Genomic DNA, 26,201 nt, shown 5'->3' on the forward strand with positions numbered 1-26,201 from the left:
GGCTGCATCCTGCACAGGGCCTTTTCCCTCTTTGGAATTTTGTTCCCATAGCTTGGCCATTTAGCCACTTAATAAAGCTTAGCTATGCGCAAGGCGACATACCAGCTTTCAAGAAAACGCAAGAAATTTCCGCTATCGGCAATGAGGGCGCGCTTGAAGGGGTGAACGGCTAGCCGCGCGCCTATCTGGCCTCCGCCATCTCCAACATTTTTTGGCCCAGAAGCAAAAGATTCTCTCGGCTCAATACGGAAGCGTGCTTGATCGCTTGCTCCATCTGGTCAAGAAAGCCAGCCGATTGCAGCGCGGCTTTTGCGGCATCACCAAGCACTCCGGGATGCTTAATCGAGAACCAGAGAATGAAAACGCTGAGTACCCTGTTAGATTCCCCTGACAGGTCTCGATACCACTTAGCGGCGAATAGGATGACGAAGTCCGTTTCTTCCTCATCAAGTTTGAGGATTTCAACGGGGTCTCGATCCGCGTGCTTAAGAAAATTTGCGGAATGATTCATGGCATTCCAAAATTCGCTCTCGTGACCGGGGGCAATCCAATCCGTGAAGCATAGGTAGCTCTCGATTTGTTTTTCCTCAGCTAGGTCTGCGATTATTCCGCGTGCCGCAGCGGCGACAGAGTGAGTTGCTGTCGGGTCTGCTCCGGCAAAAGTCATCCGTATAGCGGCCTCGATTTGACGCCGCGCCGCTTCCATTTTGTTGAGTCGTAACTTTGTCATGACCTTGAGCTTGACAACTTAACCGACTCGCGCGAGCTTCGCTGCGCGTAAGGGCGACATGCCCGCTCCTGAATGAAACGCACGTTTCAACCGCCCGCATGGGCAACACAGGAGTAGAACGCATGTCAGATGAAATTCCCGCCGCCGAACTCCACCGCCAGAAAACCAGCGACTTAAATGATCGTGTCATCCGGCTTGCCGGTATCGCCGCGAGCGTAGTCGATCCCCTGCTAGAATCCGCTGGCTCGCGACCGCTGACATCGCAAGAGTGCGACATCGGCGACGAAGCAATCTTTGCGCTCAAACGGGCGATTGCCGATCTTTACGCGCACCGCGAGGGCGCGCCCTAACTGACACGCTGACAGACTGCTCTATCGCTTCTCGCCTTGACGAAGACGAGAAGACGAAAGTCGATCTTTCCGCCGTCTGTAATACTGACGGCGGGAAAATCAATAACTTAGCACTTGGCGCAAGCGGCAGGGTGGCAGTCAGATGCTTCCCGCCTACATTATGGGCTGACAGTCCGCCGCCTAGTCATGACAGGCGATTAGCTGGCGAGCAGAGCGCGGCGGCGGACTGTCAGCCTTGCCGCTCCCCCGGAATCCACTGGCCGGGCGCTCGTGGCGGCTCGGGCCGAATCGAAACCCGCCGATTGCCGCACTGGCTGCACACGAAGCGCCGATGGCGCAGAATGTCAGTCACCGGCAGCTCATCCGGCAGACCGAACTCCCGTACATCGAACGCCGCATGATGGAAGCACTCGATACGCTCGCAATAGACGATGACGCGCGGCCCGCGATTGGCGGCGAAGGCGGCGATTGTCGGCGGCGGGATATTCTGTCGATTGGCTGACATGCCTGCCCCCGCGCCAATGTCAGCGCACGGCGAATCTATTCGAGAACAAAATAAGATTCACTGTTGGGACTTTTGATGGGACTTTTTTCGCCTTATATCCGTTTCCGTCCGCTTATTGTTCTTGTCTGGCGGCGGCTGACAGAAATCAGAAATCCATAAATATCAGCGGTTTCAATGAGATAGTTTGGAGCGGGTGAAGGGAATCGAACCCTCGTATTCAGCTTGGAAGGCTGCTGCTCTACCATTGAGCTACACCCGCGCGCGGGCGGACTATGCTATGCGGCCCAGACCATTGCAACCGCGCCCCAGCGACTCCCCCGGCGCGAATTCCCGAAGGTTGGACATGCGAAAATTGCCGGTGATCCTCTGTGCCCTCTCCTGCTGGTCCGCATTCGGCACGCCGCTTGCCGCCGCAGAAGACGCGGCGGGCAAAGACACGACCATTCACACCACCATCCTCGTCAGGTCGAAAGCCAGCGAGTGCCCGTCCGGCTTCACCATTTTCCAGATGGATTCCGGGAAAAAGCTGCCGCCCGGCCCTAAAATCTGCTTCGTCCGCGCTGCAAAACCGGCAGCCAAATGACCTTTGCCGTGCTCGGCCAGCGTCACGCAGGCTTCATGATCGCCCCCTAAGCAGGCTTCAACGGAGGTACACTATGTCCGATGAACTCGTTGCTGAACTCGAGCAGATCCAGGCCGCCTACAAGGCCGCCGTTGAAGCCTGGATCGTCGCCATCAAGGAAGAGGAAGCGCTGGTTTCAACCGCGCCGAAGTCGATTGAAGACATCGACAAGTGGGAAGACGCGCATTTCCGCGAAGACGACGCCCGCAACAAGGTCATCGAGCTGAAGCAGCAGTACGAAGACGGCCTGCGCGAAAAATTCTTCAATTTCTGAGACGGCCGACAAGCCGGCCTGAGGGGGGATTCTCCTCTCGCGGCCGCCATCGACACCCGGCGCGGAAAGGGATTTTTTCTCTTATTCCGTATTCGGGATTATTTCCGCTCCCCCTTTTCCCGGATTTCCGTCATTGCTGTTTCGGGCCTCGCGTATCCGCGGGCTCTGGAATCTGGAATTGGAGTCCCCTTATGAAGAAGCTGCTTACGGCCGCTCTGTTCGCCGCCGTCATGGCCACGCCCGCTTTGGCCGAATCTTTCTCGCTCGTGCAGGACACGGTCGGCAATTGTGCTGCCGTCGTCACCTCCAAGAGCCCCTATCCCGGAATGAAAGTCGTGAGCGACAAGACCTTCACGTCGTGGGACGACGCCAGCAAGGCGCTCGACGGCGTCAAGGTCTGCTCAACCTTCGTCCGCTGACGCGCGGTCGCTTCCGGGGCTAAGCTGAGCCCATTACAATTTCATTCGCCCCGCCGCGGCATCCTCGGCGGGGTTTTTGTTTGCGCTTTCGGTCCACAGCTTTATCCGCGCCAAAAAAGCGCAGCAGCGAACTGAAAGCCGCAAATAAAATCTCGGGAGATCGATGGTGGGGGAGGTAGGACTCGAACCTACGAAGGCATAGCCAGCGGATTTACAGTCCGCCCCCTTTGCCACTCGGGACACTCCCCCGCTTCAAAGCCGCGGACAAGCGGGAACCTTGCGCGGACCGTTGATTGCGCGCTTATGGAAAGTCGGCGGCACTTCGTCAACCCCTCAAGATCCTGCGCCCGAAGGAAAACCGATTGCGCAACAAGCCACCGCGCCGCGAGGCCGACAAATATCACGGCGCCGCAAGGCCCGGATTCAAATCCTATACGGCGAAATCCGAGGCCAAGCCCCAGGCGCCCGGCCAAGCGAAACCCCAGGCTCACGGGCAAGCACATGGGCAAGCGCGCGACCAGTCGCACGGCAGCGAAAAACGGGGCGCCAAGCCGTCACCCAAGCCCTCGCCGCCGTTTCGCCGCGCCTCAGCATACGTCAGCCTTCTCTATGGCTTTCATGCCGTGGAGGAGGCTTTGCGCGCCAAAAAGCGCCGGCCGCTCGCCCTTTTCGCGACGGAGGCCGCAGCGGCCCGGCTGGCGCCGGACTGCGCCGCAGTCGGGATTGTGCCGCAGATCGTCGAAGCCGTGGATTTGAGCCGCAAACTCGGGCACGACGCGGTGCACCAGGGCGTTTTGCTCGAGGCCGAGCCCCTGCCCGCGCCAAGCCTCGATGAGATCGAATCGAAGAGCGGCCTGATTCTGGTGCTCGATCAGATCACCGACCCGCATAATGTCGGCGCCATCGTCCGCAGCGCCGCGGCCTTTGGCGTCGACGCTTTGGTGACGACCGAGCGCCACGCGCCGGAATTCGCCGGCCTGCTCGCCAAGGCTGCCTCCGGCGGTCTGGAGCATGTGGCGATTGTCAGCGTCGTCAATCTCGCCCGCGCGCTCGAAGAGCTGGGCGAACTCGGCTATCTGCGCGTGGGGCTCGATTCTGAGGCGCCAGTCGTGCTGGAAGAGACGTCACTGACGCGCCCGCTGGCTTTGGTGCTCGGCGCCGAGGACAAAGGCTTGCGGCGGCTCACCCGCGAGAAATGTGACCTGCTTGCTCGGCTCGACATGCCCGGCGCGATCAAGAGTCTCAATGTCTCAAATGCTTGTGCGGTCGCGCTCGCGTTGGCCCGCAGCCGTCTCGCGTCAAGCTCAAGCTAATTCTTAACCTGAGCTTGACGTTCTAAACTATTGCAAAAGCGCCCTATTCCAAATCCGGACAGTTCAGCGGCCTGGTCCCGTAAATAACCCGCGGCAGCCTCCCGGTATGACGTTCCGGCACGAGGTGGATCACCAGCGGGCGGAAGCAATAATGGGGTGGCGGCGCATAATAAGCGGGATAATAGTCCGGCGGCGAATAAGGCTGATACGGCGGCACCGGTTCGTCCGGCGGGGGCGCCGAATAGTCCTGCGCGGCGTCGAACCCGCCCGTCAGCAGAGCCGCATCTTCCGCGGTGGCGCCGTAGAAATGCCTGTGCCAGTGGCCGGGCTGAAAATTCTCGACCGTGCCCAGGACCTTAAAGCCACGGGGCGCTGAGAGCACGACGAATCCGGGTGTCGCGGACAATGGGCCGGGCGCCGTCAGGCTGAGCCCGGCAAGACCAAGCAGGAAAACCCCTAGCCGCATGGCACGCTCCCTCGCCGCGCGCCAATGGTTAAAAATCCGTTAACGGCGACGAGCGGAACTTAACGTGCGAAATCCCAGAGGTCCAGCGGATGAGGCCGGGACCCAGGCAAGGAAGCTGCGGATATCAGATAGATTTATTGGCAGACGCGGACGCGCCGCACGACATATTCATAGCCGTCCCAGACCTGCTGCGGCTCATACCAGCAGCGCGGCGGGGGTGGCGGCGCATAGGGACCGCCGACATAGGCTGGCGCATAATAAGGCGGCGGGGGCGGAGGCGGCGGCGGAACGGCGGCTGAGGCCGCGGCGCTGCCGGCGATAAGGCCGAGGGCTGTGCCTCCGAGGAGGCCGGCTGCGAAAGCGCCACCGCCGTCGGCCTGGGCCGGGAGCGCAACAACGGTCGCGAGGCCAGCCGCCAGTGTGAGCGCAGCGGCCGCCTTCACTACCGATTTTACCTGACTCGACATCTGTCCCTCCAAAAGCGCGCCGCATCGACGCCGTCGAAACTTTGGCCCCGGTTGGTCAGAGGCCGAATCCGTTCCCGCGACTCGAAAATCCCCCTGGCGGCCACTCAACCGACACCGGGCGAAAAATTAGAACCCCAATAAGGCAAGGTTGCGACCGAAGCCGATCCGCTGCGGATAACTTGCAACACTCCCGCAATCTTTCGCGAACTGGTAAAGGTTTGATTAAGGTATCGTGCATTCCGCACCATTGCCAGCGCGCCGCGCCGCTGGTAGCTCACGCGGGAAAACACCGAATTTGGCCGGCGTAGCACAGCGGTAGTGCAGCGGTTTTGTAAACCGAAGGTCGGGAGTTCAATCCTCTCCGCCGGCACCAAATCTCGTTTCGCTGTCGTTCGCCGCTGAAGCGGCCGATCGCTCGTCGCTATAGCCGGCTCATCCCGTCTCCTAAGCTGCGAGCCCGCGAGCTCGGCGATCATCATCCGTGCGGAACAATTCGCCGGCCGCTGCGTTCAAGGTTCGGGGCTACGACGGAGCTGAAGATGAGATTCGGACAGATTTCGGCACTCGGGGCGCTTCTTTCGTTATTCATCGCTGGCGGCGCTTTGGCACAGAGCAGCCCGGGCACGAACGGGGCGTTAGGTGGGTCGGGCGACACGCCCGGCAGCCCGGGTGCTCATATCGGCCGGCATCGGACGCATGAAGTCGTGCACGCCCACGGACGTTACGGCCACCATCACCGGGGGCCTGCCATTAGCCCTTATGGCGGGCAGCCAGCTGCCGGACCGCATTAAGCCAACACGACGAGCAATCGGCCTCATCGTTCGCCCGTGATCCAGCGCCCTGTGATCGCAGCCGGACGATTGCGACCGCAAACAAGAATATTCATCAAGGACTCGGCCACCGCCCGGGACGCCGAGCTTCAGCGCAGTAGGTAGTGCGCTCAAGATAGCGTTCCGCTTGATGCTCTCCGGGAGTTACGTAACGGCAACACCGAGGGTGAATCGCACTCCGTCACGTGGAAACCATGCCGTAAATGCCGACAGAGCATCTAAGGCTATTGCCCGTGCAACATGGGGGAATTCAAAAAATGAAAAAGCTAATCGGGTGTGCAGCCCTGCTGTGCGTGCTTTCTGGATCTGCTTTTGCGGCCGATCTGCCAAACGAAAAAGGTGCGCCGGCCTATGTGCCGGTGGCGCCAGCTTTCTCCTGGACTGGATTCTACGGCGGTATCTACGGTGGCTACGGATGGGACTCTGCCCATTATAATTTCGACGACAGCCCGCCTAATCCGACCGTAAGCGGCAACGGCGGCCTCGTCGGCGGCGACTTTGGCTACAACGTCCAGCTCTGGGGCAACTTCGTCATCGGTGGCGAGGGCGACATTGCCTGGAGTCATTTGAGTGGCAACACCGATTTGGGCGACAGCGGCTTTTATCACACCGATATCGGCTGGATCGGTTCAGTGACGGCGAAGATTGGTTATTCGTTTGACCGCGTGCTGATCTTCGCCGACGGCGGTGGCGCGTTTGCTGGCATCAACCACTCGAATGCGGATTTTTCCGGCGACCTCGGCTCGCAGGCGACCTACGACACAGTCAATCCCGGCTGGACCGTCGGCGGCGGATTAGAGTACGCCTTCACCGACCACATCACCGCCAATGTGAATTATCATTATTACGACTTCGGGACCAAAGGCTCGCCGACGACCTTCGTCGACGACGGATTCTATTGGTATTCTCATACCTTGCATGTGACCGCGCAGACCGCGACCGCCGGCATCAATTACAAATTCTGAGCGAGAATCGGTTCTTCCAGATCTTCGACCGGCGGCGAAAGTCGCCGGTTTCCTTTTGCTGACGGCGGACGGCCCAAAGGTTTACGCCATTGCTTCTGCACGCGGCGGTTTTTGCCGCCGTGCGGCGATGACCTCGGCGATAATTGCGACCGCGATCTCGACCGCGCTGACCGCGCCGATGTCGAGCCCGATCGGCGCATGGATGCTGGCGAGCGCCGCCTCGGGGATATTTTGCGCGCGCAGCCGCTCGAGCCGTTTCGCGCTGGTTTTGCGCGATCCCAGAGCGCCAACGTAGTAGCAGCCTCCGGCGAGCGCTGCCGTAATGCCGGCGTCGTCGATATCCGCATCATGCGAGAGCACGACCATCGCTGTGTAGCGGTCGAGCGGGCGCGCGGCGAAGACCTCTTGCGGCGATTGCGCAATAACCGCGCAATCGGGAAATCGCTCGCGCGTGGCGAAGGTGGGACGCGGATCGATGACGATCACCTCGAAGCCGACAAGCTCCGCGATCGGCACCAGCGCCTGCGCGATCCGGACCGCGCCGAGCACGATCATGCGTAGCCTCGGCACCCGAACATGCAGAAAGACGCTCGTCTTGTCGGGCGTTTCGATCAGCGCGCTTTTGCCGAGACGCAAGTGCGCTTCGAGTTGCGACGCGAGCGGGTCACCGGCGATCTCGCCTTCGCGCACCAGCTTTTGCGCGCCGGTCGCAACATCGGTTACGAGAATGGAAGCGCGTCGCGCCTCGCTCTCCGCGATGAGTTCAGCGAGAAGATCGGCGCGCATTACCCGACCCGCTCGACGAAGACCTTGATCTGACCGCCGCAGGGAAGCCCGACGCCCTGAGCCGCCTCATCGGAGACGGTAAATTCGCGCAGCCGCGGCGCGCCATCGGCAATGACCGCGCGCGCCAGGCCGACGATTTCGGGCTCGATGCAGCCCCCGGACAATGAACCAAGGCTGCGGCCGTCGTCGTCAATGGCAAGCAGGCTGCCGGCCGGACGCTGCGCCGACCCCCAGGTTTCGATCAATGTCGCAAGGGCAACCGCCTTGCCTGCCGCGCGCCAAGCTTGCGCCGTCTTCAATATATCGTCGTTCGAGACCGGCATCGTCATTGCCCTGCTATCGCACACCCTCTGCCCTGCCCGGCGCTCCAATTATGGGCAAATGAGTCATCGGCAACCGCATGTTTCTTCGCAGGATACATTTGCATCGTGGCCTTCATCCCTAGGCCGCCGATATTTTGAGCAACAAAATGAGTTCCTGCTAGGCAAACGCCTTGCAACTAGGCAATGGCGCGGAAAAAATACGGTTTATGTCTCGTAAATATGCCCGACCGCCAATGGCACAAACTTTGTTTTCAAGAAAAAGAGTTTCTTTTCAGGAACTGCCTTCCAGGCACCTGACTTTAGCGAAGGAGCGCGCACGTGACGGCCACTACAGAAACTATTCCAACCTCGCCAGACCTGGACAATCGCATCGAAGCGATGTTCGCCCGCGACAAACTCACCGCGGGCGTACTCGTCGTCGCCCTTTGGCTGACCGCCTTTTTCGTCATGTTCGCCGTTCGCGGTTTCATCGCGGAGAAGTCGGTCGAAGTCGTCTGCTGGATCGGTGCCGGGCTTTTGCTGATCTTCAACACCAGCTCGATCATCGCGATGATCAAGCACTACGGACAAGACAAGGCGCACATCTACGCCATCGACATCCGTCATCTCGACGCCGGCCACTGAGGAACAACCGATGGCGACAACTCCTTACATTCCGCCCAAGCAGGGTCTTTTCGGACAATTGTTCGATGTCGGATTTTTGCTCGCGCTCGTCTTTGCATCGCTCTTCCTGCCGATCTGGCTCGGCATCGCCGTCCCGTCGCGCGTCGAAAAGCTGCCTACGGGCGTCAGCTATACGATGGCGGCGGACAAGACGACAAAGGTCTGGAAAGGGCTCACCTGGGAATCTCTCGGCCAGAACCCGGTAATGGTGAAGCAGTGGCAAAAGCTCGGCTACACCAAAGAAAGCGCCGCAGACATCATCACGATGCCCTTCCAATATGACATCGACACAATGGGCGTTCTCGCGACGGCCGTCGTCATATTCGGCTATTTCATCTTCCTGCTGGTGATGTCGGGAAAAGAATACAAACAGGTCATCGCGGAAAAGTTCGACTGACCGTCATTCCCTAACGAAGGACAGTAATATGTGGGCGATCTCTGGATGGGTGGCGTGGATCATATCCGCCGCCATCTTCGCATGGCTGGTGTGGGACTTCTTCCGCGTCAACATGAAATATAGCGAGGATGTTTTGTTGAGTTCGCGCGAAGGCGTCGACGAACTCTTTCCGACGGAACCGGGGGAATAATCATGTCCGATATTGCAGCAACACCCCCAGCGAGCACTGGGCATGATATGAACTTGCTCAAGGTTCTTGGCCCCATTCACGTCTGGGGTCTCGGCGTCGGCATCGTTCTCGTCGGCGAATTCATGGGCTGGAACTACGGCGTCGGCAAGGGCGGCGCCTTCGGCGCGCTGATCGCCTGCTTCATCTCCGGCCTGCTCTACACCTGCGTGGCGATGATCGATTCCGAGATCACCTCCACTGTCGCCGCCGCCGGCGGCCAATATGCCCAGGCCAAACACACGATCGGGCCGCTGATGGCCTTCAACGTCGGCCTGTTCATGGTGCTGACCTATACGATGCTGAACGCCAGCGATATTCAGGTCGCCGGCCAGCTCGTACAGATCGGCGCCCAGCAATTGGGACACGACATCCCCTGGCAGCCCTTCACGGTGCTCTGTCTCGCGGTGCTGACGTGGCTCAATTACCGTGGCGTCTTCGCGACTCTGACCGTGAACTTCATCATCACGGCCGCGGCCTTCACCACGATCATCATCCTCTTCATCGGCGTGCAACCGTGGAACCCGACCGCGGTGCTGCTGCACAAGGATCTGCTCACCAATCTGCCTTATGGCTGGCTGGGTGTGATCGCGGCGTTGCACTTCGGCATCTGGTACTACCTCGGCATCGAGGGGACCTGTCAGGCGGCGGAAGAAGTGCGCTCGCCCGGCCGCGCCCTGCCTCTCGGCACGATGAGCGGCATGATTACCCTGCTGATCGCCGCGGCGATCACCTGGTATGTCTCCTGCGGCCTGTTGCCGTGGGAATATATCGGCTGGGACAATGAGCTCGCGCCGCTCTACGACACGGCGCGCGTGACTGGCAGCAACTTCCTCACTGTTCTGCTGTTCATCGGCACTCTGTTGTCGGCGATCGCCTCTGCCAACGGCTGCATCAACGACTCGGCTCGCGCCTGGTTCTCGATGGGTCGCGACCGCTATCTGCCAACATGGTTCGGCGCCGTGCATCCGAAGTATCGGACGCCGTTCCGCTCGATCCTATTCCTGACGCCGATCGCGGTGATCTTCGCGCTCTACATCCCGCTCGCGGAAATCATCACCTTCTCGATCCTGTCGGGTCTGCTGAACTACACGTTCATGCCGCTCAACATGTGGTCCTTCCGGCGCAAATGGCCGCTTGGCACCATTCGTCGCGGCTTCGAGCATCCGTTCCACCCGGTGCCGGCGTTCACGCTGATGTTCCTCTGCATCACGACGTTCTTCGCCGTCTATCTCGGCTACGGCCGCCAGCTCCTCGCGATGATGGCCTTCTACATCATCGCGTCGGTCTGGTTCGCCTTCTACCGCTATCGTTATGTGCGCCGCGGCGCACAGTTCACGATGGCCTGGCCGAAGCCGGCGGGATATTAAGACGATGACCGCAATCCTGCTCACACTCGTCGCGCTGCTCGTGCTGCCCTGGTTCTATGCCAGGGACGCACGGCGCGCGCGCCTGCGCCGCGGCGAATTCTTCGCCAACAGCACGGAACTCTTCGAAACCTATCGGGTGACGCAGGAGGGCATGAACTACCCGGTTCTCGAGGCGCGCTACAAAGGTCTGCCGGTGCGCCTCGAGCCGGTGCTCGACAATATGGGATGGCGCAAGTTGCCTTCCCTCTGGCTCAAGGCAAGCCTGCTTTTGCCCAATGCGACACGCGGCACGATCGACTTTCTCGTCCGCCCACAGGGTATCGAATTCTATTCGCCTTCGTTCGATTTCCACGAGCATCTGGTGGTTCCGGCGGCCTGGCCGCAGAACGCCCTGCTCTGCTCGCTCCCCGGTGTGCCGCGGCCTTCGCTCGAGCGTCTCGAACCGCACATCAAGACGTTTGACGACCTGAAGACCAAGGAACTTGTCGTCACGCCGCACGGTGTCCGGCTGGTCTATCAGGCCGCCCAGGCAGAGCGCGCCGATTATCTCGTGCTCCGTCAGGCGACCTTCACGGAGGCGCGCGTCAACCCGGCGCTGGTGCGCGCCCTGCTCGACCGGCTGATCGCCATCGCCGCGGATCTCGACGCCGCCCCGGCAAAAGAAGCCGAGGCCGCGTGATGAGCAAGCTGCGCGCGCTTCTGGCCGATCCAAACCCTTATGTCGTTTTGGCTGTCGCGATCCTGCTCCCCGGAATGGGGCATGTGCTCGCGGGCCAGCCGAAACGCGGCTTCACCATGCAGATGTTCATGATCCTGCTCGCCATGATCACCTGGCACCTGACGACACCGGCGCAAAGCCTGGTCGGCCGGCTGTCCGGCGGCCTGTTCGTCTACGCCCTGTCCATCCCCGAGGCTTATCGGCTGGCGAAGCTGCGCAACCTGCAAAGCCTGACGGCGAGAAGCTGAAGCGTCGGGCCCGAATAAACTTTTCCTCCGGAGAGCGCATGACCAAAGATCTTGAGAAGATCGCCAAGGACCGTGGCATCAAGTATTTCCTGATTTCGTTTACCGATCTCTTCGGCACGCAGCGCTCGAAGCTCGTGCCGGCCGAAGCCATCACCGCGATGGCGAAGAACGGCGCGGGCTTTGCCGGCTTTGCCACCTGGCTCGACATGACGCCCGCCGACGCCGACATGTTCGTCATTCCCGACCCTGAAAGCCTCATCCAATTGCCGTGGAAGAAGGAAGTCGGCTGGTTCGCCGGCAATCCCTGGATGGATAGCAAGGAGGTCGAACACGCGCCGCGCAACGTGCTGCGCAGGCTGATCGCCGAGGCCGCGGACCAGGGTCTCGAAATGAAATCCGGCGTCGAATGCGAATTCTTCCTGATCTCGCCCAATGGCGAGGGCATTTCCGATCCCGGCGACCTGCAGTCAAAGCCCTGTTACGACCAAAGCGCGCTGATGCGCCGCTACGACGTGATCTCGGAAATCTGCGACAGCATGCTGGAGTTGGGTTGGCGCCCTTATCAAAATGATCACGAAGACGCCAACGGCCAGTTCGAGATGAACTGGGAATATGACACGGTACTCGTCACCGCCGACCGGCACTCGTTCTTCAAATATATGGTGAAGTCGATCGCCGAGAAGCACGGGTTGCGGGCGACCTTCATGCCCAAGCCCTTTTCCAACCTCACCGGCAACGGCTGCCATTCACATGTGTCTCTCTGGAAGTACGGCAAGAACGTCTTCTCCGACGACAAAGGCGAACTCGGCGTCTCGAAGCTCGGCTATCAGTTCCTCGCCGGCATCCTCGCCAATGCCGAGGCGATGACCGCCCTGACGAACCCGACGGTCAACAGCTACAAGCGCATCAATGGCACTGTCACGCTCTCCGGCGCGACCTGGTCGCCGAACACGATCTCCTATACCGGCAACAACCGCACCCATATGGTGCGCATTCCGGAAGAAGGACGCTTCGAGCTGCGTCTCGCCGACGGCGCCGCCAATCCCTATCTTTTGCAGGCGGCCGTGCTCGCCGCGGGCCTCGACGGCATCAAACATGCGCGCGACCCCGGCAAGCGTCTGGACATCAACATGTATACCCAAGGCCATCTGGTCGAAGGCGCGAAGAAATTGCCGCTCAACCTGCTCGACGCGCTCCGGGCGCTGGAAGCCTCGCCGCTTTACGAGGCGGCCTTCGGCACCGAGTTCGTCACCGCCTATGTCAAGCTGAAGACCCAGGCCTGGGACGAATACACGCGTCATTTGACCAAATGGGAGGTCGAGACGACGCTCGATTGCTGAGTTCCGGTCAGAAATAAGCCCTTGATTTCAAGAAAGCTTCACTGGGGCATATTGTTCCGACCGGCAGGAAGGGCTAGAAATCGCTGGGAGCAAGCAGAGTTATCGTCTTCTTGTTCCCAGTAATGGAACGTAAGTTGAGCCTCTTACATCCCCGCCGTCGGTCGGAACATATGGATCGCAAAGCAAAAGCGACAGCCGCAGACGAATCAGCCGCCACCACGCCGCCGAAATTATTGACCGTTTCCGATGCGCCGGCCGGCGAGACCCGCAGCCTCGAACGCGCCATCGGCAGCCAGATCCGGCAGTTGCGGCGCCGGCTCAATCTCTCTGTCGCGGACCTCGCGAGCGCCGCGCAAATCTCGACCGGCATGATGTCGAAGATCGAGACTGGACAAATCTCCGCCTCGCTCGCCTCGCTGCAATCGATTGCCGCGGCCCTCAGCGCGCCGATGACCTCTCTCTTTGCCGCCTTCGAGGATCAGCGCGACTGCTCCTATGTGAAGGCCAATCAGGGCGTGGTCATCGAACGGCGCGGCTCGAAGGTCGGACACATCTACCAGCTTCTCGGCCATGCGCTGGGCGGCGACATTGCCGTCGAGCCTTATCTCATTAAGCTGGAGAAAGAGGCCGCGCCCTATACCGCTTTCCAGCACGCCGGGCGCGAATTCATCTACATGCTGACCGGCGTCGTCGATTACCGGCATGGCGACAAGGTCTATCGGCTGGAGCCTGGCGATTCCATCCTGTTCGATTCGAGCGCCATGCACGGCCCCGAGGCGCTGATCGAGCTGCCCATGACCTATCTCTCGATCATCATCTACCAGCGCGACCGGCCCTAGAGCCTTTGGGTTTTGGTTTCGGCGCGTTTTCTTCGCGCTGCGGCTTGATCCGGCGCTCCTGCGCCGGCGCGTGGCCGTAGCGCTGCTTGAACTGCCGCGAGAAGTGGCTGGCGCTCTGAAAGCCGCTCGCCAGCCCGACTTCCGCGACCGGCATGGCCGTCTGCCGCAGCAAAGTGCGCGCCCGCTCGAGCCGGACATCGCAATAATGTTTGTCGAGCGTCGTGCGCAAATGGCTCGCGAAGAGCCGTTCGAGCTGGCGCAGGGAAATGCCCGCCGCAGCCGCCAGAGCCTGCCGGCTGAGCGGACGTTCGATATGGCTCTCGATGAGCGCCAGCGCCGCCAGCAGATGCGCGTTGGCAGTCTCGTAGCGTTCCTGCAGCGAGCGGCGCTGCGCGCCCGTGCCGAGACGAATTTCGGTCTGTACGAACCATTCGCTGACCTTGTCCGCCAGAACGCGGCCCTGCTCCGCGGCGATCAGCGCGTGCATCATGTCGAGCGCGGCGATGCCGCCGGCGCAGGTCAGCCGGTCGCGGTCGATCACATAAAGCGAACGGCGTAGCGCGAGCTGCGGAAAACTCTCCCTGAAGGCCGGCACGTGCTCCCAGTGAATCGTGCTGCGATAGCCGTCGAGAAGCCCGGCGCGCGCCAGAATGAACGGGCCACCCGAGACGCCGCCGATGCGCACGCCCCGCCGCGCCAGACGGCGCAGCCATTGCAGCGTCGCCGCGTCGGTGAATTCGGCCGGATTGGCGGCGGCACACACAATCAGCGTGTCGAGATCGAGATCGGCGCCGACCACATGCTGCGTCTGCACCGACAATCCGAGCGAAGCCACGGCTCTCTCACGGCCAACACCGATCGTCATCCAATCGTAGAGCGCGCGGCCGGCAAGAATGTTGGCGGCGCGCAGCGGCTCGATGGCCGAGGCGAAGGACATCAGCGCGAAATCGTCGATCAGCAGAAAGCCGAACCGTTTCACGTCGCGCGCGCGGTCGGCGCCTTTGTCGCCCTGAGTCATGAGAATGGCGCTAATGGACAAGCCATAAAGGCTGTCTCCCTCCATGCTCAAAGAAAGTCAAGGCCATCAAGCGCGGGACGTAATGCACTATTCCTTCTTCTCCCTGCTTCGCAACGCGATGACCGGCCATCGCGGCTGGACGCCTGCCTGGCGCGATGCGGAACCCAAATCCACGTATGATGCGGTGATCGTCGGCGGCGGCGGTCATGGTCTGGCGACCGCCTATTACCTCGCCAAGGAGCATGGCATCACCAATATCGCCGTGCTCGAAAAGGGCTGGGTCGGCGGCGGCAATATCGGCCGCAACACGACGATCATACGCTCCAATTATCTGCTGGCCGGCAACATCCCGTTCTACGAATTATCGATGAAGCTCTGGGAAAGCCTGGAGCAGAGCCTGAACTACAACGCCATGGTCAGCCAGCGTGGCGTTATGAACCTTTATCATTCCGACGGCCAGCGCGACGCCTACGCCCGGCGCGGCAATGCGATGCGGTTGCACGGCGTCGATGCGGATCTGCTCGATCGCGAGCAGGTCCACGCCATGCTGCCGTTCCTCAATTTCGACGATGCGCGCTTTCCGATTCAGGGCGGCCTGCTGCAAAAACGCGGCGGCACCGCGCGGCATGACGCCGTCGCCTGGGGCTATGCGCGCGGCGCCAGCGACCGCGGCGTAGACATCGTGCAGAATTGCGAAGTCACCGGTTTCATCATCGAGAACGGCCGCGTCGCGGGCGTCGAAACCACGCGCGGACAAATCCGCGCCAAAAAGGTCGCCATATCGGTGGCGGGCAATTCCTCGCGCGTCGCCGCGCTGGCCGGCCTGCGGCTGCCGATCGAAAGCCACGTGCTCCAGGCCTTCGTCTCGGAAGGCATAAAGCCGCTGATCCCGAACGTCGTCACCTTCGGCGCGGGGCATTTCTACATCAGCCAATCCGACAAGGGCGGCCTCGTCTTCGGCGGCGATCTCGACGGCTACAAGTCGTACGCCCAGCGCGGCAATCTGCCGACGGTGAAGGATGTCTGCGAGGGCGGCGTCGCGCTGATGCCGCTCATCGGGCGCCTGCGCATCCTGCGCAACTGGGGCGGGATCATGGACATGACCGCGGACGGCTCACCGATCATCGACAAGACACCCGTCGACGGCCTCTATCTCAACGCCGGGTGGTGCTACGGCGGCTTCAAGGCCGTGCCTGCCGCGGGTCTGTGCTTCGCACATCTGATTGCCCGCGACGAACCCCATTCCGCCGCCGCCGCTTTCCGGCTCGACCGTTTCGCGCGTGGTGCCGTCATCGATGAAAAGGGCCAAGGCCCGCAGCCCAATCTGCATTGAGGCGCCAAGGAAATTTATCCATGAGAATTCCCTGTCCCTTCTGCGGCTCCCGCGACGCCTCCGAATTCGTCACGATTGGCGAGGCGGGTGCCCCGCGCCCCGAGCCTGCTGCGCCCGATGCCGCGCAGAACTTCTTCACCTACGCCTATCTGCGCGACAACCTCGCCGGGCCGGGCGAGGAATATTGGTATCATGCTTTCGGCTGCCGCTCCTGGCTCAAGGTTTTGCGCGACACGCGCACGCATGAGATCGAAAGCGCGACCCTCGCGCGGGAAGGTGTGCGATGAGCCAGCCCTTCCGTCTGCCGGGCGGCGGCCTGATCGACCGGCGCCGCGAACTCGTCTTCAGCTTCGACGGCAAGAATTACATCGGCCATCCGGGCGACACGCTCGCCTCGGCCTTGATGGCGAACGGCGTCAAGCTCCTTGGCCGCTCGTTCAAATATCATCGCCCGCGCGGCGTGCTGTCCGCCAGCGCCGAAGAGCCCAATGCGCTCATCACCTTGCGCGATGGCGCGCGGCGTGAGCCCAACACCAAGGCGACGACGGTCGAGCTTTACGATCATCTCGCCGCGTCGAGCCAGAATTGCTGGCCGTCGCTGCATCTCGATGTTCTCGCGCTCAACCAGCTCGCGGCGCCGCTCTTCGTCGGCGGCTTCTACTATAAGACGTTCATGTGGCCGGCTTCCTTCTGGGAGAAGGTCTATGAACCGGCGATCCGCCGCGCCGCCGGCCTCGGCGTCGCGAGCGCGGCGCCCGACCCCGATCACTACGAACACGCGACCGCCTATTGCGATGTTCTTGTCATCGGCTCCGGTCCCGCGGGCCTCACCGCCGCACTTGCCGCGGGACGCGCCGGCGCCCGCGTCATCCTCTGCGAAGAGGATTTCCGTCTCGGCGGCCGCTTGCTGTCGGAACAGCACGAAATTGACGCGACGCCCGCCGCCGACTGGACCGCGCGCGTCGAAGCGGAACTGAGATCCCTGCCCGAAGTGCGGATCCTCAACCGTACCTCCGTCTTCGGCGTCTATGATGGCGGAACCTACGGCGCGCTGGAGCGCGTCGGCGATCATCTGCCGATTCCCGCGCTGCATCAGCCGCGCCAGCGGCTCTGGCAGATCGTCGCCCGGCGCACGATCAATGCGATGGGCGCGATCGAGCGGCCGCTCGTCTTCGGCGGCAACGACCGGCCGGGTGTGATCCTCGCTTCAGCCTTGCGCACCTATGTCAACCGTTTCGCGACGGCGCCCGGTCGCAAGATCGCTTTCTTTATTACCTCGGACGATGGGTGGCATACCGCGCAGGAGGTGCAAAAAGCCTTCGACATCGAGATCATCGTCGATGCGCGCAAGAGCGTTGCCGATTCACTGACCCGCCCGCTCGCCCGCGCCGGGGTGCGCATCCTCACCGACGCTGTCGTGACCGATACGCATGGCCATTGGGGCGTGAAGCGGATCAGTGTCCGCAAGGACGGCAGGACGCTCGAATTCGCGGCGGACGTGCTGGCCGTCTCCGGTGGCTATAACCCGCAGGTCGGTCTGACGACGCATCTCGGCGGTAAGCCGGTCTGGTCGGACGCGCACAGCGCTTTCCTGCCCGGTGATCTGCCGCCCGGCATGCAGGTTGCGGGCGCCGCCGCGGGCAATTTCGGCCTCGCCGCGTGCTTGCGTACCGGCCTGCAGGTGGGGCAAGCAGCGGCGGCCGATCTCGGCTTCGCCGCGACGCCTGCGGCGCTTCCACAAGCCGACGACGAACCGTCCCAGGTCTCCGCTCTCTGGCATATCGACGGCATTCGCGGCAAAGCCTTCGTCGATCTGCAGAACGATGTCACCGCGAAGGACGTCTCGATCGCCAAAACCGAGGGCTTCCGCGCCGTCGAACATCTGAAGCGTTACACAACGCTCGGCATGGCAACGGACCAGGGCAAGACCGCGAATGTCAACGGGCAGGCCCTGATGGCCTATCTGACGGGGCGCCCGATGAGCGAAGCCGGCACGACGCGGTTTCGGCCGCCGCATGTCCCGGTCGCTATCGGCGCCTTCGCCGGGCCGCATGTCGGACGGCACTTCAAGGCGACGCGCTATTGCGCGGGACATAGCTGGGCGCTGGAAAATGGCTCCACCATGGTCGAGGCAGGGCAATGGTTGCGGCCGCGCTGGTTCACCCAGCCGGGCGAAACGGACTGGTTCGAAAGTGTGACGCGCGAGGTCAAGACCGTGCGCGCCGCCGGCGGCATCTGCGATGTCTCGAGCCTGGGCAAGATCGATATTCAGGGCCGCGATGCGGGCGTCTTTCTCGACCGCATCTATGTCAACACATTCTCGACGCTGCCGGTTGGCAAGGCGCGCTACGGCTTGATGCTGCGTGAGGATGGCTTCGTGCTCGACGATGGCACGACAGCGCGGCTCGAGCCCAATCAATACGTCATGTCGACGACCACGGCCAATGCCGGCAAGGTGATGCAGCATCTCGAATTCTGCCATCAGGTGCTGTGGCCGGAACTCGATGTGGCAATGGTCTCCGTCACCGAGCAATGGGCGCAATATGCCGTCGCGGGACCGAAATCGCGCGAGGTGCTGCAAAATCTCCTTGGCGCGCGGTTCGATGTTTCGAACGAGGCTTTCCCCTTCCTCGCCTGCACGGAGTTTTCGTGGGGCAATGTGCCGGTGCGCCTCTATCGCATCTCCTTTTCCGGCGAACTCGCTTATGAGATCGCCGTGCCGGCGGATTACGGCGACAGCCTCATGCGTGCCTTGCTCCGCGCGGCGACTCCGCTCGGAGTCGTGCCCTACGGCAGCGAGGCGCTCGGCGTGCTGCGCATCGAAAAGGGCCATGTCTCGGTGCCCGAGCTTAACGGCCAGACGACGGCCGCCGACATCGGCCTCGGCAAAATGCTCTCGAAGAAAAAAGATTTCATCGGGCGCGTGCTGGCGCAGCGGCCGGCGCTCAACGATCCTGAGCGTCCGGGGCTCGTTGGTCTGAAGCCGGTCGACCCGGGGCAGCGGCTGCGCTCGGGCGCGCATTTCCTCGCCCTCGAAGCGGCGGCGACCACGCAAAACGACGAGGGCTATATGACTTCGGTCGCCTATTCGCCGCATGTCAGCAGTTGGATCGGTCTTGGCCTGCTGAAGCGCGGCGCGGCGCGGATCGGCGAATATGTCCGTGCCTACGACCCGGTCCGTGAGGGCGACGTCGAGGTCGAGGTCGTCTCTCCCATCTTCGTCGATCCCGAAGGGAAATGGCTGCATGAGTGAGGTGCTGGAATTCCGCTCGCCTGTCGCGGGCGCGCTGAAAGACATCGGACCTGCGGCCGCCGCGGGTGTTGTCGTATGTGAAGAGAGATCGCGGCAAGCCGCGACCGTCATCGCCTATGGTCCCGCCGACGAGATCGCGGCGCGGCTCAAGGGCGCCTTCGGCCTGAAGCTTATCCCCGGCAGCAAGGCCAGTTCGGGCGGCAATCTCACCTTCGTGGCGACGGGCCCGCGCGCGTGGCTCGCCCTCAGCGAAGACGCCGCCAGCCTTTCCGCTTCGCTGCGGGACGCCTTGGGCGACAGCGCCGCCGTCACCGAACAATCGAGCGGCTTCACGGTTTTCTGCATTTCGGGACCAAAAGCGCGGGCGACCTTCGAAAAAGGTCTTGGCCTCGATCTGCACCCGCGCGCCTTCGAGGCTGGCGATGCCGCCTCGACATCCTGCGCGCATCTCAATGTCGTCATCTGGCAAATCGACAATCAGCCGATCTATGAGATCGCTGTCGCGCGAAGTTTCGCGGTCGCCTTTTGCCATTGGCTGACCGAAAGCGCCGCGGAGTTCGGACTTAAAGTACTGCCTTAACTTTAAAACGCGTCCGGCCAATGTTCCAATTCGCCTCAGGACTTCCCGGCAATTTCTACGGTATAATTTGCAAAGCCTGAGGCTCGGACAAAACCTCTATTTTTCGCTTCCAAATATTCCCGGTTTTGTGTGCGAGAAAATGAATTAAGCCTTTGAAATTGATGCCTTTTTGCCACTGCTCTTGTTTTTTAACGATGCAACGGCATCGGTATCTTGTTGACCCACGTATCCCCTGTTCATCTGCAATAAACGCAAGGGGGGATTCGATGCGTAAACTCATTCCGTTATTCCTATGTGCGGTTTCTGCGCCTGCACTTGCTGCTGATCTTCCGGCTGAAAAAGGGGCGCCCGTTTATGCCCCGCCGCCGCCGGTACTCAGTTGGACGGGCGTCTACATCGGTGGCCAAATCGGCATTCAGTCGGGACAAACGAGTTGGAACCGCTACGACGCCAGCGACACGACGTTCATCTCCTCGGAAGATCCGTACACCAATAACGGTGTCGTCGGCGGCGGACACATTGGCTACAACTACCAGGTGGACCAGTTTGTCTTCGGCCTAGAAGGCGATGTCGAGGACACGAACTATAACGGCAACGGCACTTCAAACGGCAATACATGGGCGAACACTACGCGTGCTGATGTCGAAGCGTCGATTCGTGCCCGAGCGGGTTTGGCCTGGAATCAATTTCTGCTTTTTGTGACGGGCGGCGGCGCTTACGCGAGCTTCCATGTTTCCGCGCAGAATCCTCCCGGCGTGTTTTACGCGGGAGAAAACTTTGGCCGCTTCGGCTGGACCGGCGGCGGTGGCCTTGAATATGCGCTTGATCCGAATTGGTCGATTCTTATCGAGGACCGTTTCACCGATTATGGCCGGTACACCTTCTACACCGGCACAGAAAATATTCACCAGGATGTCTGGGATAACAGGGTCGAGGCTGGCTTCAGCTACAGATTCGATTTCGCTGCCCCACCGGCGCCGGTCGTCGCAAAATACTGAGAGGCGCAAGGGTGCTCATAATTTAAACGGCGGCTTCGGCCGCCGTTTTCTTGTACCTTACTCTCACCGCTTCCGGCGACGACGACGGCTTAGCAGGAAATTCTTGCCGAACCTGTTCCGGCAGATGCACACTGATCGGGGGCAGCGGGACGGCGAACATGAGCGGACCCACGGCAGCCTTATTTCAGCGCCTGACGCAAGGTGTTTACGTAATCGGTGTAGCCCATCTCGAAACACGCAACGCGTTCACCGCCGCGTGGGTCATGCAGGTTTCTTTCGATCCCTTGCTGCTCGCCTTGAGCATCAATCCAAACCATTCCTCTTACCGGCTGCTGAAGGAAGGCCGGTCGTTCAGCGTCAACGTGCTCAAGAAGCATCAGTTGGATCTGGCCGAACATTACGGCCGACCCCGAACCGATAAATTGGTCTCCACGGATTGGACGACAGATCGCTCTGGCCTGCCCATCCTGCGTGAGGCCCTCGCCTGGTTCGCGTGCGAGGTCGTGAATGAGCATCCTGCCGGCGACCACATGCTGGTGCTGGGAAGAATGATGGATGGCAAGCTGTTAGACTCCGAAGCCGAGCCCCTACTCTATCGCGACACCGGTTCCATGGATGGCGCTGCTTTTCTCTATCCAACGTCGTGGGGCTCACAAGCACCCAAGCCTTGAAATGGATTGATTGATCGGCCCCGCTCCATCTACTTTGAAAACAGGGCCATCGCCTCAGCGGCCAGCACGCCGCCGGTGATCGCGATTTTCGCAAAAAGCGCAGCCTCCGCCACCGTCCGGTCGGTCAGCATGATCTGTTCGATCTTTGTGGCAAGCTGGTCGATCGAGGCGCCGAACACCACGCGGCTGATGCCGCACCACAGGATGGCGCCCATGCACATGGGACAGGATTCGCCCGAGGTATAAAGGGTCGTGCCCTTTAGCTCGCCAGCGTCCCGAGTCGCGACGAACCTGCGAATAGCCACCATTTCCGCATGCGCTGTCGGATCGTTTGTCGTCCTGGCGAGATTGCGCCCGACCTCAAGGACCTTTTTGTCGCCGACAATGACGGCGCCAAACGGCCAGTCCCCTTGCGCGGCCTCGGCGATAGCCAGTCGCATGAACGCCTCGTCCTCGGGAGTCGACGCCATAAGAGTCACCTCACGGAGCCGCCCTTTCGGACGAGCAGCGTTCTGCTTTAACTTCAGTCGTGATCGTAATCGACGAAGCCGCGACTTGTCAGCACGATCCAGCCGTCGCCGCGCCGCTGGATGGCGCGCACCGTACCTGCGCCCGGCAGAACATCGCCCGGCATGACCTCCATGGCGCCCTGCGGGCCCTCGACCAATGCGATGCCGCGATAGACGTCGCGCACCACCCAGTCCTGAAGAAGTTGCGGCGCGTGACGCGCGCCTTCGGCGGACGCGAGCGTGAGCGAATGCGCCCGCTCGGCATGAGGTGCCCCAGCCGGAATGGAGCCGGTCGGACCATCGTTCTCCGCTTCGACACGGGCGACACGATCGAGCGTCGCCTGAATGGATTTCGCATCGATGCGGTTCGCCGTGGGTTTGGCCGCCGTGTTGACCCGGGTGCCCTCATGTAAACGATCGAGCCGCGCGGAAAGCTGCGCGATCTGAGCCTTGAAATCGGTCTGCTGGGAATCGAGGCTCGCCTGCAGGCTCTCGATGGTCTTTTTGAGGGTGTGGATATCGTCGGGAGTCTGCGCCTGCAACGCGGCGAGCCGCAATTGCAATTTGTGGACTTCCTCGCTCAGCGTCCTGTTCTCACGGCGCAGATCGGCAAGACCAATATCAGGCGCGACCTTCGGCGCAACCGGAGCAACCGCAGGAGCAGCCGGACCGGCGGCGGGAACTGCAACTGGAGCGGGGGCAAGCGCGGGCGGTGTTGAAGAAGTTGTCGAGAAAGCCACCTTGGACAGGCCGGGGGTCGGCAGCGCGGGCCAGGAAAGATAGCGGCTGCCCGCGGCATAGGCGCCGCCCGCAACGACGACGACGGCCGCCGCGCGCAGCAGATAGCTGAGCAAGGACGTCCGCCGCGCACGCGGTGCGCCGCCGGGACGCTCACCGGCGATGAAGCTGCCGTCGAACTTTTTGCCCTTCTGAGGCGGCACGATGACAAGCGCCGAACTCGGCACCGGCGCGCTTTGTGGCGGCTCGGGCTTTGCCGCATCCGATTTTTGCGGCTCACCCACGGCCTTCGCCTCAAAAGGCGTCACGGCGCGCGACGCGCTTGCTTCGCCCGGCGCGCTGGCGGCAGCATCCGCAGCGCTCTCGCGCGCGGCCTCGGAGTCCTTGTCGTCAAAAGCTTGCGGATCAGCAGAGGAATCCATAGCGTCCACCCCGGCGGCAGATTAAACACAGTCAAGAGGTTGCACGGGATTTCGTTAAAAGCTTGTTGAAGAATCGGCTTTTCATCGTCAGCTCCGCGCGATTTGGGCAAGCTACACAACAGGAACGTGCGGCTTGGCACACCGGCAAGCACCCGCGATAATCCGGTACGTACCCGCCTCTTCTTTCTCAAACCTTCAATTCTTCAGGATGTTGCATGCGCGTTGACGGCAAGCCCCTACGCACGATTTGGCCGGCAGCGGACGAGAGCCGCGTCACGATCATCGATCAGACCCGGCTGCCGCACGAATTCGTGATCTGCGAACTCGCCACGCTCGGCGATTTCGAAGTCGCCATCCGGGAGATGAAGGTGCGCGGCGCGCCGCTCATCGGCGTCACCGCCGCCTATGGCTTGGCCATCGCGCTGCGCGACGACCCGAGCGATACGGGCCTCGCGGCGGCAAGCGCGAGACTTCTGGCGACACGGCCGACAGCCGTTAACCTTGCCTGGGCGCTCGATGTGATGCGCGCGGACCTCTTCGGTCTGCCAATCGCGGAGCGCGCCGCCGCCGCCTTCGCCAAGGCCGGCGAACTCGCCGATCTCGATGTCGCGATCTGCGATGCGATCGGCGCCAATGGCTTGGCGCTCATCGCCAAGATCGCCCAACGCAAGGGCCGCGTTAGCATATTGACCCATTGCAACGCCGGCTGGCTTTGTGCGGTCGATTGGGGCACCGCAACGGCTCCGATCTACAAGGCGCAGGAAGCCGGGATCGATCTCCATGTCTATGTCGACGAGACGCGACCGCGCAATCAGGGCGCCTCGCTCACCGCCTGGGAACTGGGGCAGCAAGGCGTCTCGCATCAAGTGATCGTCGACAATGCCGGCGGCCATATCATGCAGCATGGCGGCGTCGATCTCGTCATCGTCGGCACCGACCGCACCACCGCGACGGGCGACGTCTGCAACAAGATCGGCACCTATCTCAAGGCGCTGGCGGCCAAGGACAATGGCGTGCCTTTCTATGTCGCCGCGCCCTCCTCCTCTATCGATTTCGCGATTTTCGACGGCGTGCGGGACATTCCGATCGAGGAACGCAGCGCGCGCGAGGTGACGCATATGCGCGGGCGGACGGACGACGGCAGGCTGGAAACGGTGCGCATCGTGCCGGAGGGCAGCCGCGTCGCCAATCCCGCCTTCGACGTGACGCCGGCGCGGCTCGTCAGCGGCCTCATTACCGAGCGCGGCATCATCCCCGCGCGCCGGGAGGCGCTTGCGACAGCCTTCCCGGAACGGCTTGTGCTTGTAGAATGACTTAACCGGGGGGAGTCGATGTCCGATCTTTTTGCCTGCAAGCCAATCGCGGTGCTCGAAGCCGAGGCCGCGAATTTGGAAGTCCAGGGCATCGTCGCCCACGGCAGCCCGCCGCTGAAACGCACGCTGAACCTGACGAGCCTGATTGCGCTCGGCATCGGCGGCATCATCGGCGCCGGTATTTTCGTGCTCACCGGCCACGCGGCGGCGGAATATGCCGGCCCGGCAATCGCGCTGTCCTTCGTCCTCTCAGGCTTTGCCTGCGCGCTCGCCGGCCTCTGCTACGCCGAACTTGCCTCGACCGTGCCGGTCGCCGGCAGCGCCTATACTTACGCCTACGCGACCATGGGCGAATTCATCGCCTGGATGATCGGCTGGGATCTGATCCTTGAATACGCGCTTGGCTCGACGACGGTCGCCATCGGCTGGTCGGGCTATGTTACGAGTTTTCTGAACGACATTGGGCTACGCATCCCCTCAAGCTACGCAAGCGCGCCCTTTGCCTTCGATCCGGCAAGCGGACTTTGGACGCACACCGGCGCGATCTTCAACTTTCCCGCCGCCTTCGTCATCGGCTTGATGAGCACGCTGCTGGTCATCGGCATCCGCGATTCGGCGTCGGTGAACAATGTCATCGTCGCGATCAAGCTGACGATCATCATCCTCTTCATCATTGTCGGCGCGTTTTTCTTCAAGACCTCGAATTGGGTGACGGTCGGCAATCCGCACGGCGCCTTCATTCCGCCGAGTGCCGGCCCGGGCCATTACGGCTGGGGCGGCGTCCTGCGCGGCGCCGGCGTCGTCTTCTTCTCTTATATCGGCTTCGATGCGATCTCGACCGCGGCGCAGGAGGCGATCAATCCGCAGCGCGACATGCCGCGTTCGATTCTGGGCTCGCTGTTTTTCTGCACGATTCTTTACGTTCTCGTCGGGCTCGTCATCACCGGCATCATCCCTTATGACAAATTGAACGTGCCGGACCCGATTGCCGTCGGCGTCGATCACATCGGCTTCGGCCTCTTCGCGCCACTCGTCAAATTCGGCGCTATCCTCGGCCTGAGCTCGGTGGTGCTGGTGCTGCTGCTGGCGCAGTCGCGCATCTTTTATACGATGGCGAAGGACGGCCTGCTGCCACCGCTCGCGGCGCGCGTGCATCCGAAGTTCCGCACGCCGTACATCACGACGATCGCGACTGGGATCGTCGTCGCCCTCCTCGCCGGCCTCGCGCCGATCGGCCTTGTCGGCGAACTCGTGTCGATCGGCACGCTCTGCGCCTTCGTCATCGTCTGCCTCGGCGTGGTGGTGCTACGCGTCCGCCATCCCGAAATCGAACGGCCATTCAAGACGCCGGTTGTCTTCGTCGTTGGCCCGCTCGGCGCTCTGGCGTCGCTGTTTTTGATGATCGGCCTGCCCGTCGACACCTGGGTGCGGCTCGGCGTCTGGCTCGTCATCGGGCTGGCGATCTATTTCCTTTACAGCCGCAAGCACAGCCATCTGGCGAAGGGCTAAAAAAGG

General features: G+C 61.8%; 31 protein-coding genes and 3 tRNA genes. 23 read left to right on the forward strand and 11 right to left on the reverse strand.

Annotated elements, in window-relative coordinates:
* Positions 1-181: 181 nt before the first annotated feature.
* On the reverse strand, positions 182-730 hold the full coding sequence (locus tag CWB41_RS15900; protein WP_115836024.1) for a hypothetical protein: 549 nt from the start codon (positions 728-730) through the stop codon (positions 182-184).
* 122 nt (positions 731-852) lie between these two features.
* On the opposite strand from CWB41_RS15900, the gene CWB41_RS15905 reads away from it, so the two are divergent.
* Positions 853-1,080 (forward strand): hypothetical protein, encoded by a 228-nt coding sequence (locus tag CWB41_RS15905; protein WP_115836023.1) that lies wholly within the window; start codon positions 853-855, stop codon positions 1,078-1,080.
* Between the two features lie 229 nt (positions 1,081-1,309).
* Here CWB41_RS15905 and CWB41_RS15910 read toward each other — a convergent pair whose 3' ends face one another.
* Complete coding sequence (locus CWB41_RS15910; RefSeq protein WP_115836022.1) at positions 1,310-1,585, reverse strand: hypothetical protein; 276 nt, start codon at positions 1,583-1,585, stop codon at positions 1,310-1,312.
* A gap of 185 nt (positions 1,586-1,770) precedes the next feature.
* Positions 1,771-1,844, reverse strand: a tRNA-Gly gene (locus CWB41_RS15915).
* 84 nt (positions 1,845-1,928) lie between these two features.
* Here CWB41_RS15915 and CWB41_RS15920 point away from each other — a divergent pair.
* From CWB41_RS15920 to CWB41_RS15930, 3 genes are all read left to right on the forward strand, one after another.
* Positions 1,929-2,168, forward strand: coding sequence for a hypothetical protein (locus CWB41_RS15920; protein WP_115836021.1), 240 nt, complete (start codon positions 1,929-1,931; stop codon positions 2,166-2,168).
* Between the two features lie 73 nt (positions 2,169-2,241).
* Positions 2,242-2,481 carry a hypothetical protein gene (locus CWB41_RS15925; protein WP_115836020.1) on the forward strand — a complete coding sequence of 80 codons (240 nt, stop codon included), beginning with the start codon at positions 2,242-2,244 and terminating at the stop codon, positions 2,479-2,481.
* 191 nt (positions 2,482-2,672) lie between these two features.
* A complete protein-coding gene (locus CWB41_RS15930; RefSeq protein WP_115836019.1) occupies positions 2,673-2,900 on the forward strand; it encodes a hypothetical protein in 228 nt (75 codons plus the stop codon).
* Positions 2,901-3,064: 164 nt separating this feature from the next.
* On the opposite strand, the gene CWB41_RS15935 is transcribed toward CWB41_RS15930, so the two are convergent.
* A tRNA-Tyr gene (locus CWB41_RS15935) sits at positions 3,065-3,149 on the reverse strand.
* 113 nt (positions 3,150-3,262) lie between these two features.
* Between CWB41_RS15935 and rlmB the strand changes: the two genes are divergently transcribed.
* Complete coding sequence (rlmB, locus tag CWB41_RS15940; RefSeq protein ID WP_115836384.1) at positions 3,263-4,213, forward strand: 23S rRNA (guanosine(2251)-2'-O)-methyltransferase RlmB; 951 nt, start codon at positions 3,263-3,265, stop codon at positions 4,211-4,213.
* A gap of 43 nt (positions 4,214-4,256) precedes the next feature.
* Here the strand turns inward: rlmB and CWB41_RS15945 are convergent, their stop codons facing one another.
* Both CWB41_RS15945 and CWB41_RS15950 read right to left on the reverse strand, forming a co-directional pair.
* Positions 4,257-4,679 carry a hypothetical protein gene (locus tag CWB41_RS15945; protein ID WP_115836018.1) on the reverse strand — a complete coding sequence of 141 codons (423 nt, stop codon included), beginning with the start codon at positions 4,677-4,679 and terminating at the stop codon, positions 4,257-4,259.
* A 134-nt stretch (positions 4,680-4,813) separates the two neighbouring features.
* Positions 4,814-5,146 carry a hypothetical protein gene (locus tag CWB41_RS15950; protein ID WP_115836017.1) on the reverse strand — a complete coding sequence of 111 codons (333 nt, stop codon included), beginning with the start codon at positions 5,144-5,146 and terminating at the stop codon, positions 4,814-4,816.
* Between the two features lie 298 nt (positions 5,147-5,444).
* Here CWB41_RS15950 and CWB41_RS15955 point away from each other — a divergent pair.
* Both CWB41_RS15955 and CWB41_RS15960 read left to right on the forward strand, forming a co-directional pair.
* A tRNA-Thr gene (locus tag CWB41_RS15955) sits at positions 5,445-5,519 on the forward strand.
* Between the two features lie 660 nt (positions 5,520-6,179).
* On the forward strand, positions 6,180-6,941 hold the full coding sequence (locus tag CWB41_RS15960; RefSeq protein ID WP_115836016.1) for an outer membrane protein: 762 nt from the start codon (positions 6,180-6,182) through the stop codon (positions 6,939-6,941).
* A gap of 81 nt (positions 6,942-7,022) precedes the next feature.
* Here the strand turns inward: CWB41_RS15960 and CWB41_RS15965 are convergent, their stop codons facing one another.
* Together CWB41_RS15965 and CWB41_RS15970 are read right to left on the reverse strand one after the other, a co-directional pair.
* Positions 7,023-7,727, reverse strand: coding sequence for an XdhC family protein (locus tag CWB41_RS15965; protein WP_115836015.1), 705 nt, complete (start codon positions 7,725-7,727; stop codon positions 7,023-7,025).
* Complete coding sequence (locus CWB41_RS15970) at positions 7,727-8,050, reverse strand: XdhC family protein (protein WP_115836383.1); 324 nt, start codon at positions 8,048-8,050, stop codon at positions 7,727-7,729. The genes CWB41_RS15965 and CWB41_RS15970 overlap by 1 nt, the downstream gene beginning before the upstream one ends.
* 318 nt (positions 8,051-8,368) lie before the next feature.
* Here CWB41_RS15970 and CWB41_RS15975 point away from each other — a divergent pair, with 318 nt between their 5' ends.
* From CWB41_RS15975 to CWB41_RS16005, 8 genes are all read left to right on the forward strand, one after another.
* Complete coding sequence (locus tag CWB41_RS15975; protein ID WP_129396540.1) at positions 8,369-8,674, forward strand: hypothetical protein; 306 nt, start codon at positions 8,369-8,371, stop codon at positions 8,672-8,674.
* Between the two features lie 10 nt (positions 8,675-8,684).
* Entirely contained in the window at positions 8,685-9,110 is a 426-nt protein-coding gene (locus CWB41_RS15980; RefSeq protein ID WP_115836013.1) for a hypothetical protein, read from the forward strand.
* A 28-nt stretch (positions 9,111-9,138) separates the two neighbouring features.
* Positions 9,139-9,300, forward strand: coding sequence for a hypothetical protein (locus tag CWB41_RS16245; RefSeq protein ID WP_165204414.1), 162 nt, complete (start codon positions 9,139-9,141; stop codon positions 9,298-9,300).
* A gap of 47 nt (positions 9,301-9,347) precedes the next feature.
* Positions 9,348-10,706 (forward strand): APC family permease, encoded by a 1,359-nt coding sequence (locus CWB41_RS15985; RefSeq protein WP_115836012.1) that lies wholly within the window; start codon positions 9,348-9,350, stop codon positions 10,704-10,706.
* A 4-nt stretch (positions 10,707-10,710) separates the two neighbouring features.
* Positions 10,711-11,385: a hypothetical protein gene (locus tag CWB41_RS15990; protein ID WP_115836011.1), complete on the forward strand. Its 675-nt coding sequence runs from the start codon at positions 10,711-10,713 to the stop codon at positions 11,383-11,385.
* Positions 11,385-11,672 (forward strand): hypothetical protein, encoded by a 288-nt coding sequence (locus CWB41_RS15995; protein WP_115836010.1) that lies wholly within the window; start codon positions 11,385-11,387, stop codon positions 11,670-11,672. Before CWB41_RS15990 ends, CWB41_RS15995 begins: the two co-directional genes overlap by 1 nt.
* A gap of 38 nt (positions 11,673-11,710) precedes the next feature.
* Positions 11,711-13,012, forward strand: coding sequence for a type III glutamate--ammonia ligase (gene glnT, locus CWB41_RS16000; protein ID WP_115836009.1), 1,302 nt, complete (start codon positions 11,711-11,713; stop codon positions 13,010-13,012).
* A 170-nt stretch (positions 13,013-13,182) separates the two neighbouring features.
* The gene (locus CWB41_RS16005) at positions 13,183-13,851 is read left to right on the forward strand and encodes a helix-turn-helix domain-containing protein (RefSeq protein ID WP_115836008.1); all 669 of its coding nucleotides are present in this window, start codon (positions 13,183-13,185) and stop codon (positions 13,849-13,851) included.
* On the opposite strand, the gene CWB41_RS16010 is transcribed toward CWB41_RS16005, so the two are convergent.
* On the reverse strand, positions 13,826-14,869 hold the full coding sequence (locus tag CWB41_RS16010; RefSeq protein WP_115836382.1) for a GlxA family transcriptional regulator: 1,044 nt from the start codon (positions 14,867-14,869) through the stop codon (positions 13,826-13,828). The two genes, CWB41_RS16005 and CWB41_RS16010, sit on opposite strands and share 26 nt — an antisense overlap.
* Before the next feature lie 82 nt (positions 14,870-14,951).
* Between CWB41_RS16010 and CWB41_RS16015 the strand changes: the two genes are divergently transcribed.
* The 6 genes from CWB41_RS16015 (at position 14,952) to CWB41_RS16040 (ending at position 21,704) form a co-directional block, all read left to right on the forward strand.
* Positions 14,952-16,202 (forward strand): sarcosine oxidase subunit beta family protein, encoded by a 1,251-nt coding sequence (locus tag CWB41_RS16015; RefSeq protein WP_115836381.1) that lies wholly within the window; start codon positions 14,952-14,954, stop codon positions 16,200-16,202.
* A 20-nt stretch (positions 16,203-16,222) separates the two neighbouring features.
* A complete protein-coding gene (locus CWB41_RS16020; protein WP_115836007.1) occupies positions 16,223-16,489 on the forward strand; it encodes a sarcosine oxidase subunit delta in 267 nt (88 codons plus the stop codon).
* Positions 16,486-19,455, forward strand: coding sequence for a sarcosine oxidase subunit alpha family protein (locus CWB41_RS16025; protein WP_115836006.1), 2,970 nt, complete (start codon positions 16,486-16,488; stop codon positions 19,453-19,455). Before CWB41_RS16020 ends, CWB41_RS16025 begins: the two co-directional genes overlap by 4 nt.
* Positions 19,448-20,035, forward strand: a complete 588-nt coding sequence (locus CWB41_RS16030) for a sarcosine oxidase subunit gamma (RefSeq protein ID WP_115836005.1) — start codon at positions 19,448-19,450, stop codon at positions 20,033-20,035. Before CWB41_RS16025 ends, CWB41_RS16030 begins: the two co-directional genes overlap by 8 nt.
* Positions 20,036-20,301: 266 nt before the next feature.
* Positions 20,302-21,033 carry an outer membrane protein gene (locus CWB41_RS16035; RefSeq protein ID WP_115836004.1) on the forward strand — a complete coding sequence of 244 codons (732 nt, stop codon included), beginning with the start codon at positions 20,302-20,304 and terminating at the stop codon, positions 21,031-21,033.
* Between the two features lie 158 nt (positions 21,034-21,191).
* The gene (locus tag CWB41_RS16040) at positions 21,192-21,704 is read left to right on the forward strand and encodes a flavin reductase family protein (protein WP_115836003.1); all 513 of its coding nucleotides are present in this window, start codon (positions 21,192-21,194) and stop codon (positions 21,702-21,704) included.
* A 29-nt stretch (positions 21,705-21,733) separates the two neighbouring features.
* On the opposite strand, the gene CWB41_RS16045 is transcribed toward CWB41_RS16040, so the two are convergent.
* Positions 21,734-22,174 (reverse strand): nucleoside deaminase, encoded by a 441-nt coding sequence (locus tag CWB41_RS16045; RefSeq protein WP_245411216.1) that lies wholly within the window; start codon positions 22,172-22,174, stop codon positions 21,734-21,736.
* Positions 22,175-22,227: 53 nt separating this feature from the next.
* A complete protein-coding gene (locus CWB41_RS16050) occupies positions 22,228-23,373 on the reverse strand; it encodes a hypothetical protein (protein ID WP_115836002.1) in 1,146 nt (381 codons plus the stop codon).
* Between the two features lie 215 nt (positions 23,374-23,588).
* Here CWB41_RS16050 and mtnA point away from each other — a divergent pair, with 215 nt between their 5' ends.
* Together mtnA and CWB41_RS16060 are read left to right on the forward strand one after the other, a co-directional pair.
* Complete coding sequence (mtnA, locus tag CWB41_RS16055) at positions 23,589-24,686, forward strand: S-methyl-5-thioribose-1-phosphate isomerase (RefSeq protein WP_115836001.1); 1,098 nt, start codon at positions 23,589-23,591, stop codon at positions 24,684-24,686.
* A gap of 18 nt (positions 24,687-24,704) precedes the next feature.
* Positions 24,705-26,195 (forward strand): amino acid permease, encoded by a 1,491-nt coding sequence (locus CWB41_RS16060; RefSeq protein WP_115836000.1) that lies wholly within the window; start codon positions 24,705-24,707, stop codon positions 26,193-26,195.
* The last annotated feature ends 6 nt before the right edge of the window (positions 26,196-26,201 follow it).

It is taken from the genome of Methylovirgula ligni, from assembly GCF_004135935.1.
In the GTDB taxonomy this organism is placed as follows: Bacteria; Pseudomonadota; Alphaproteobacteria; order Rhizobiales; family Beijerinckiaceae; genus Methylovirgula; species Methylovirgula ligni.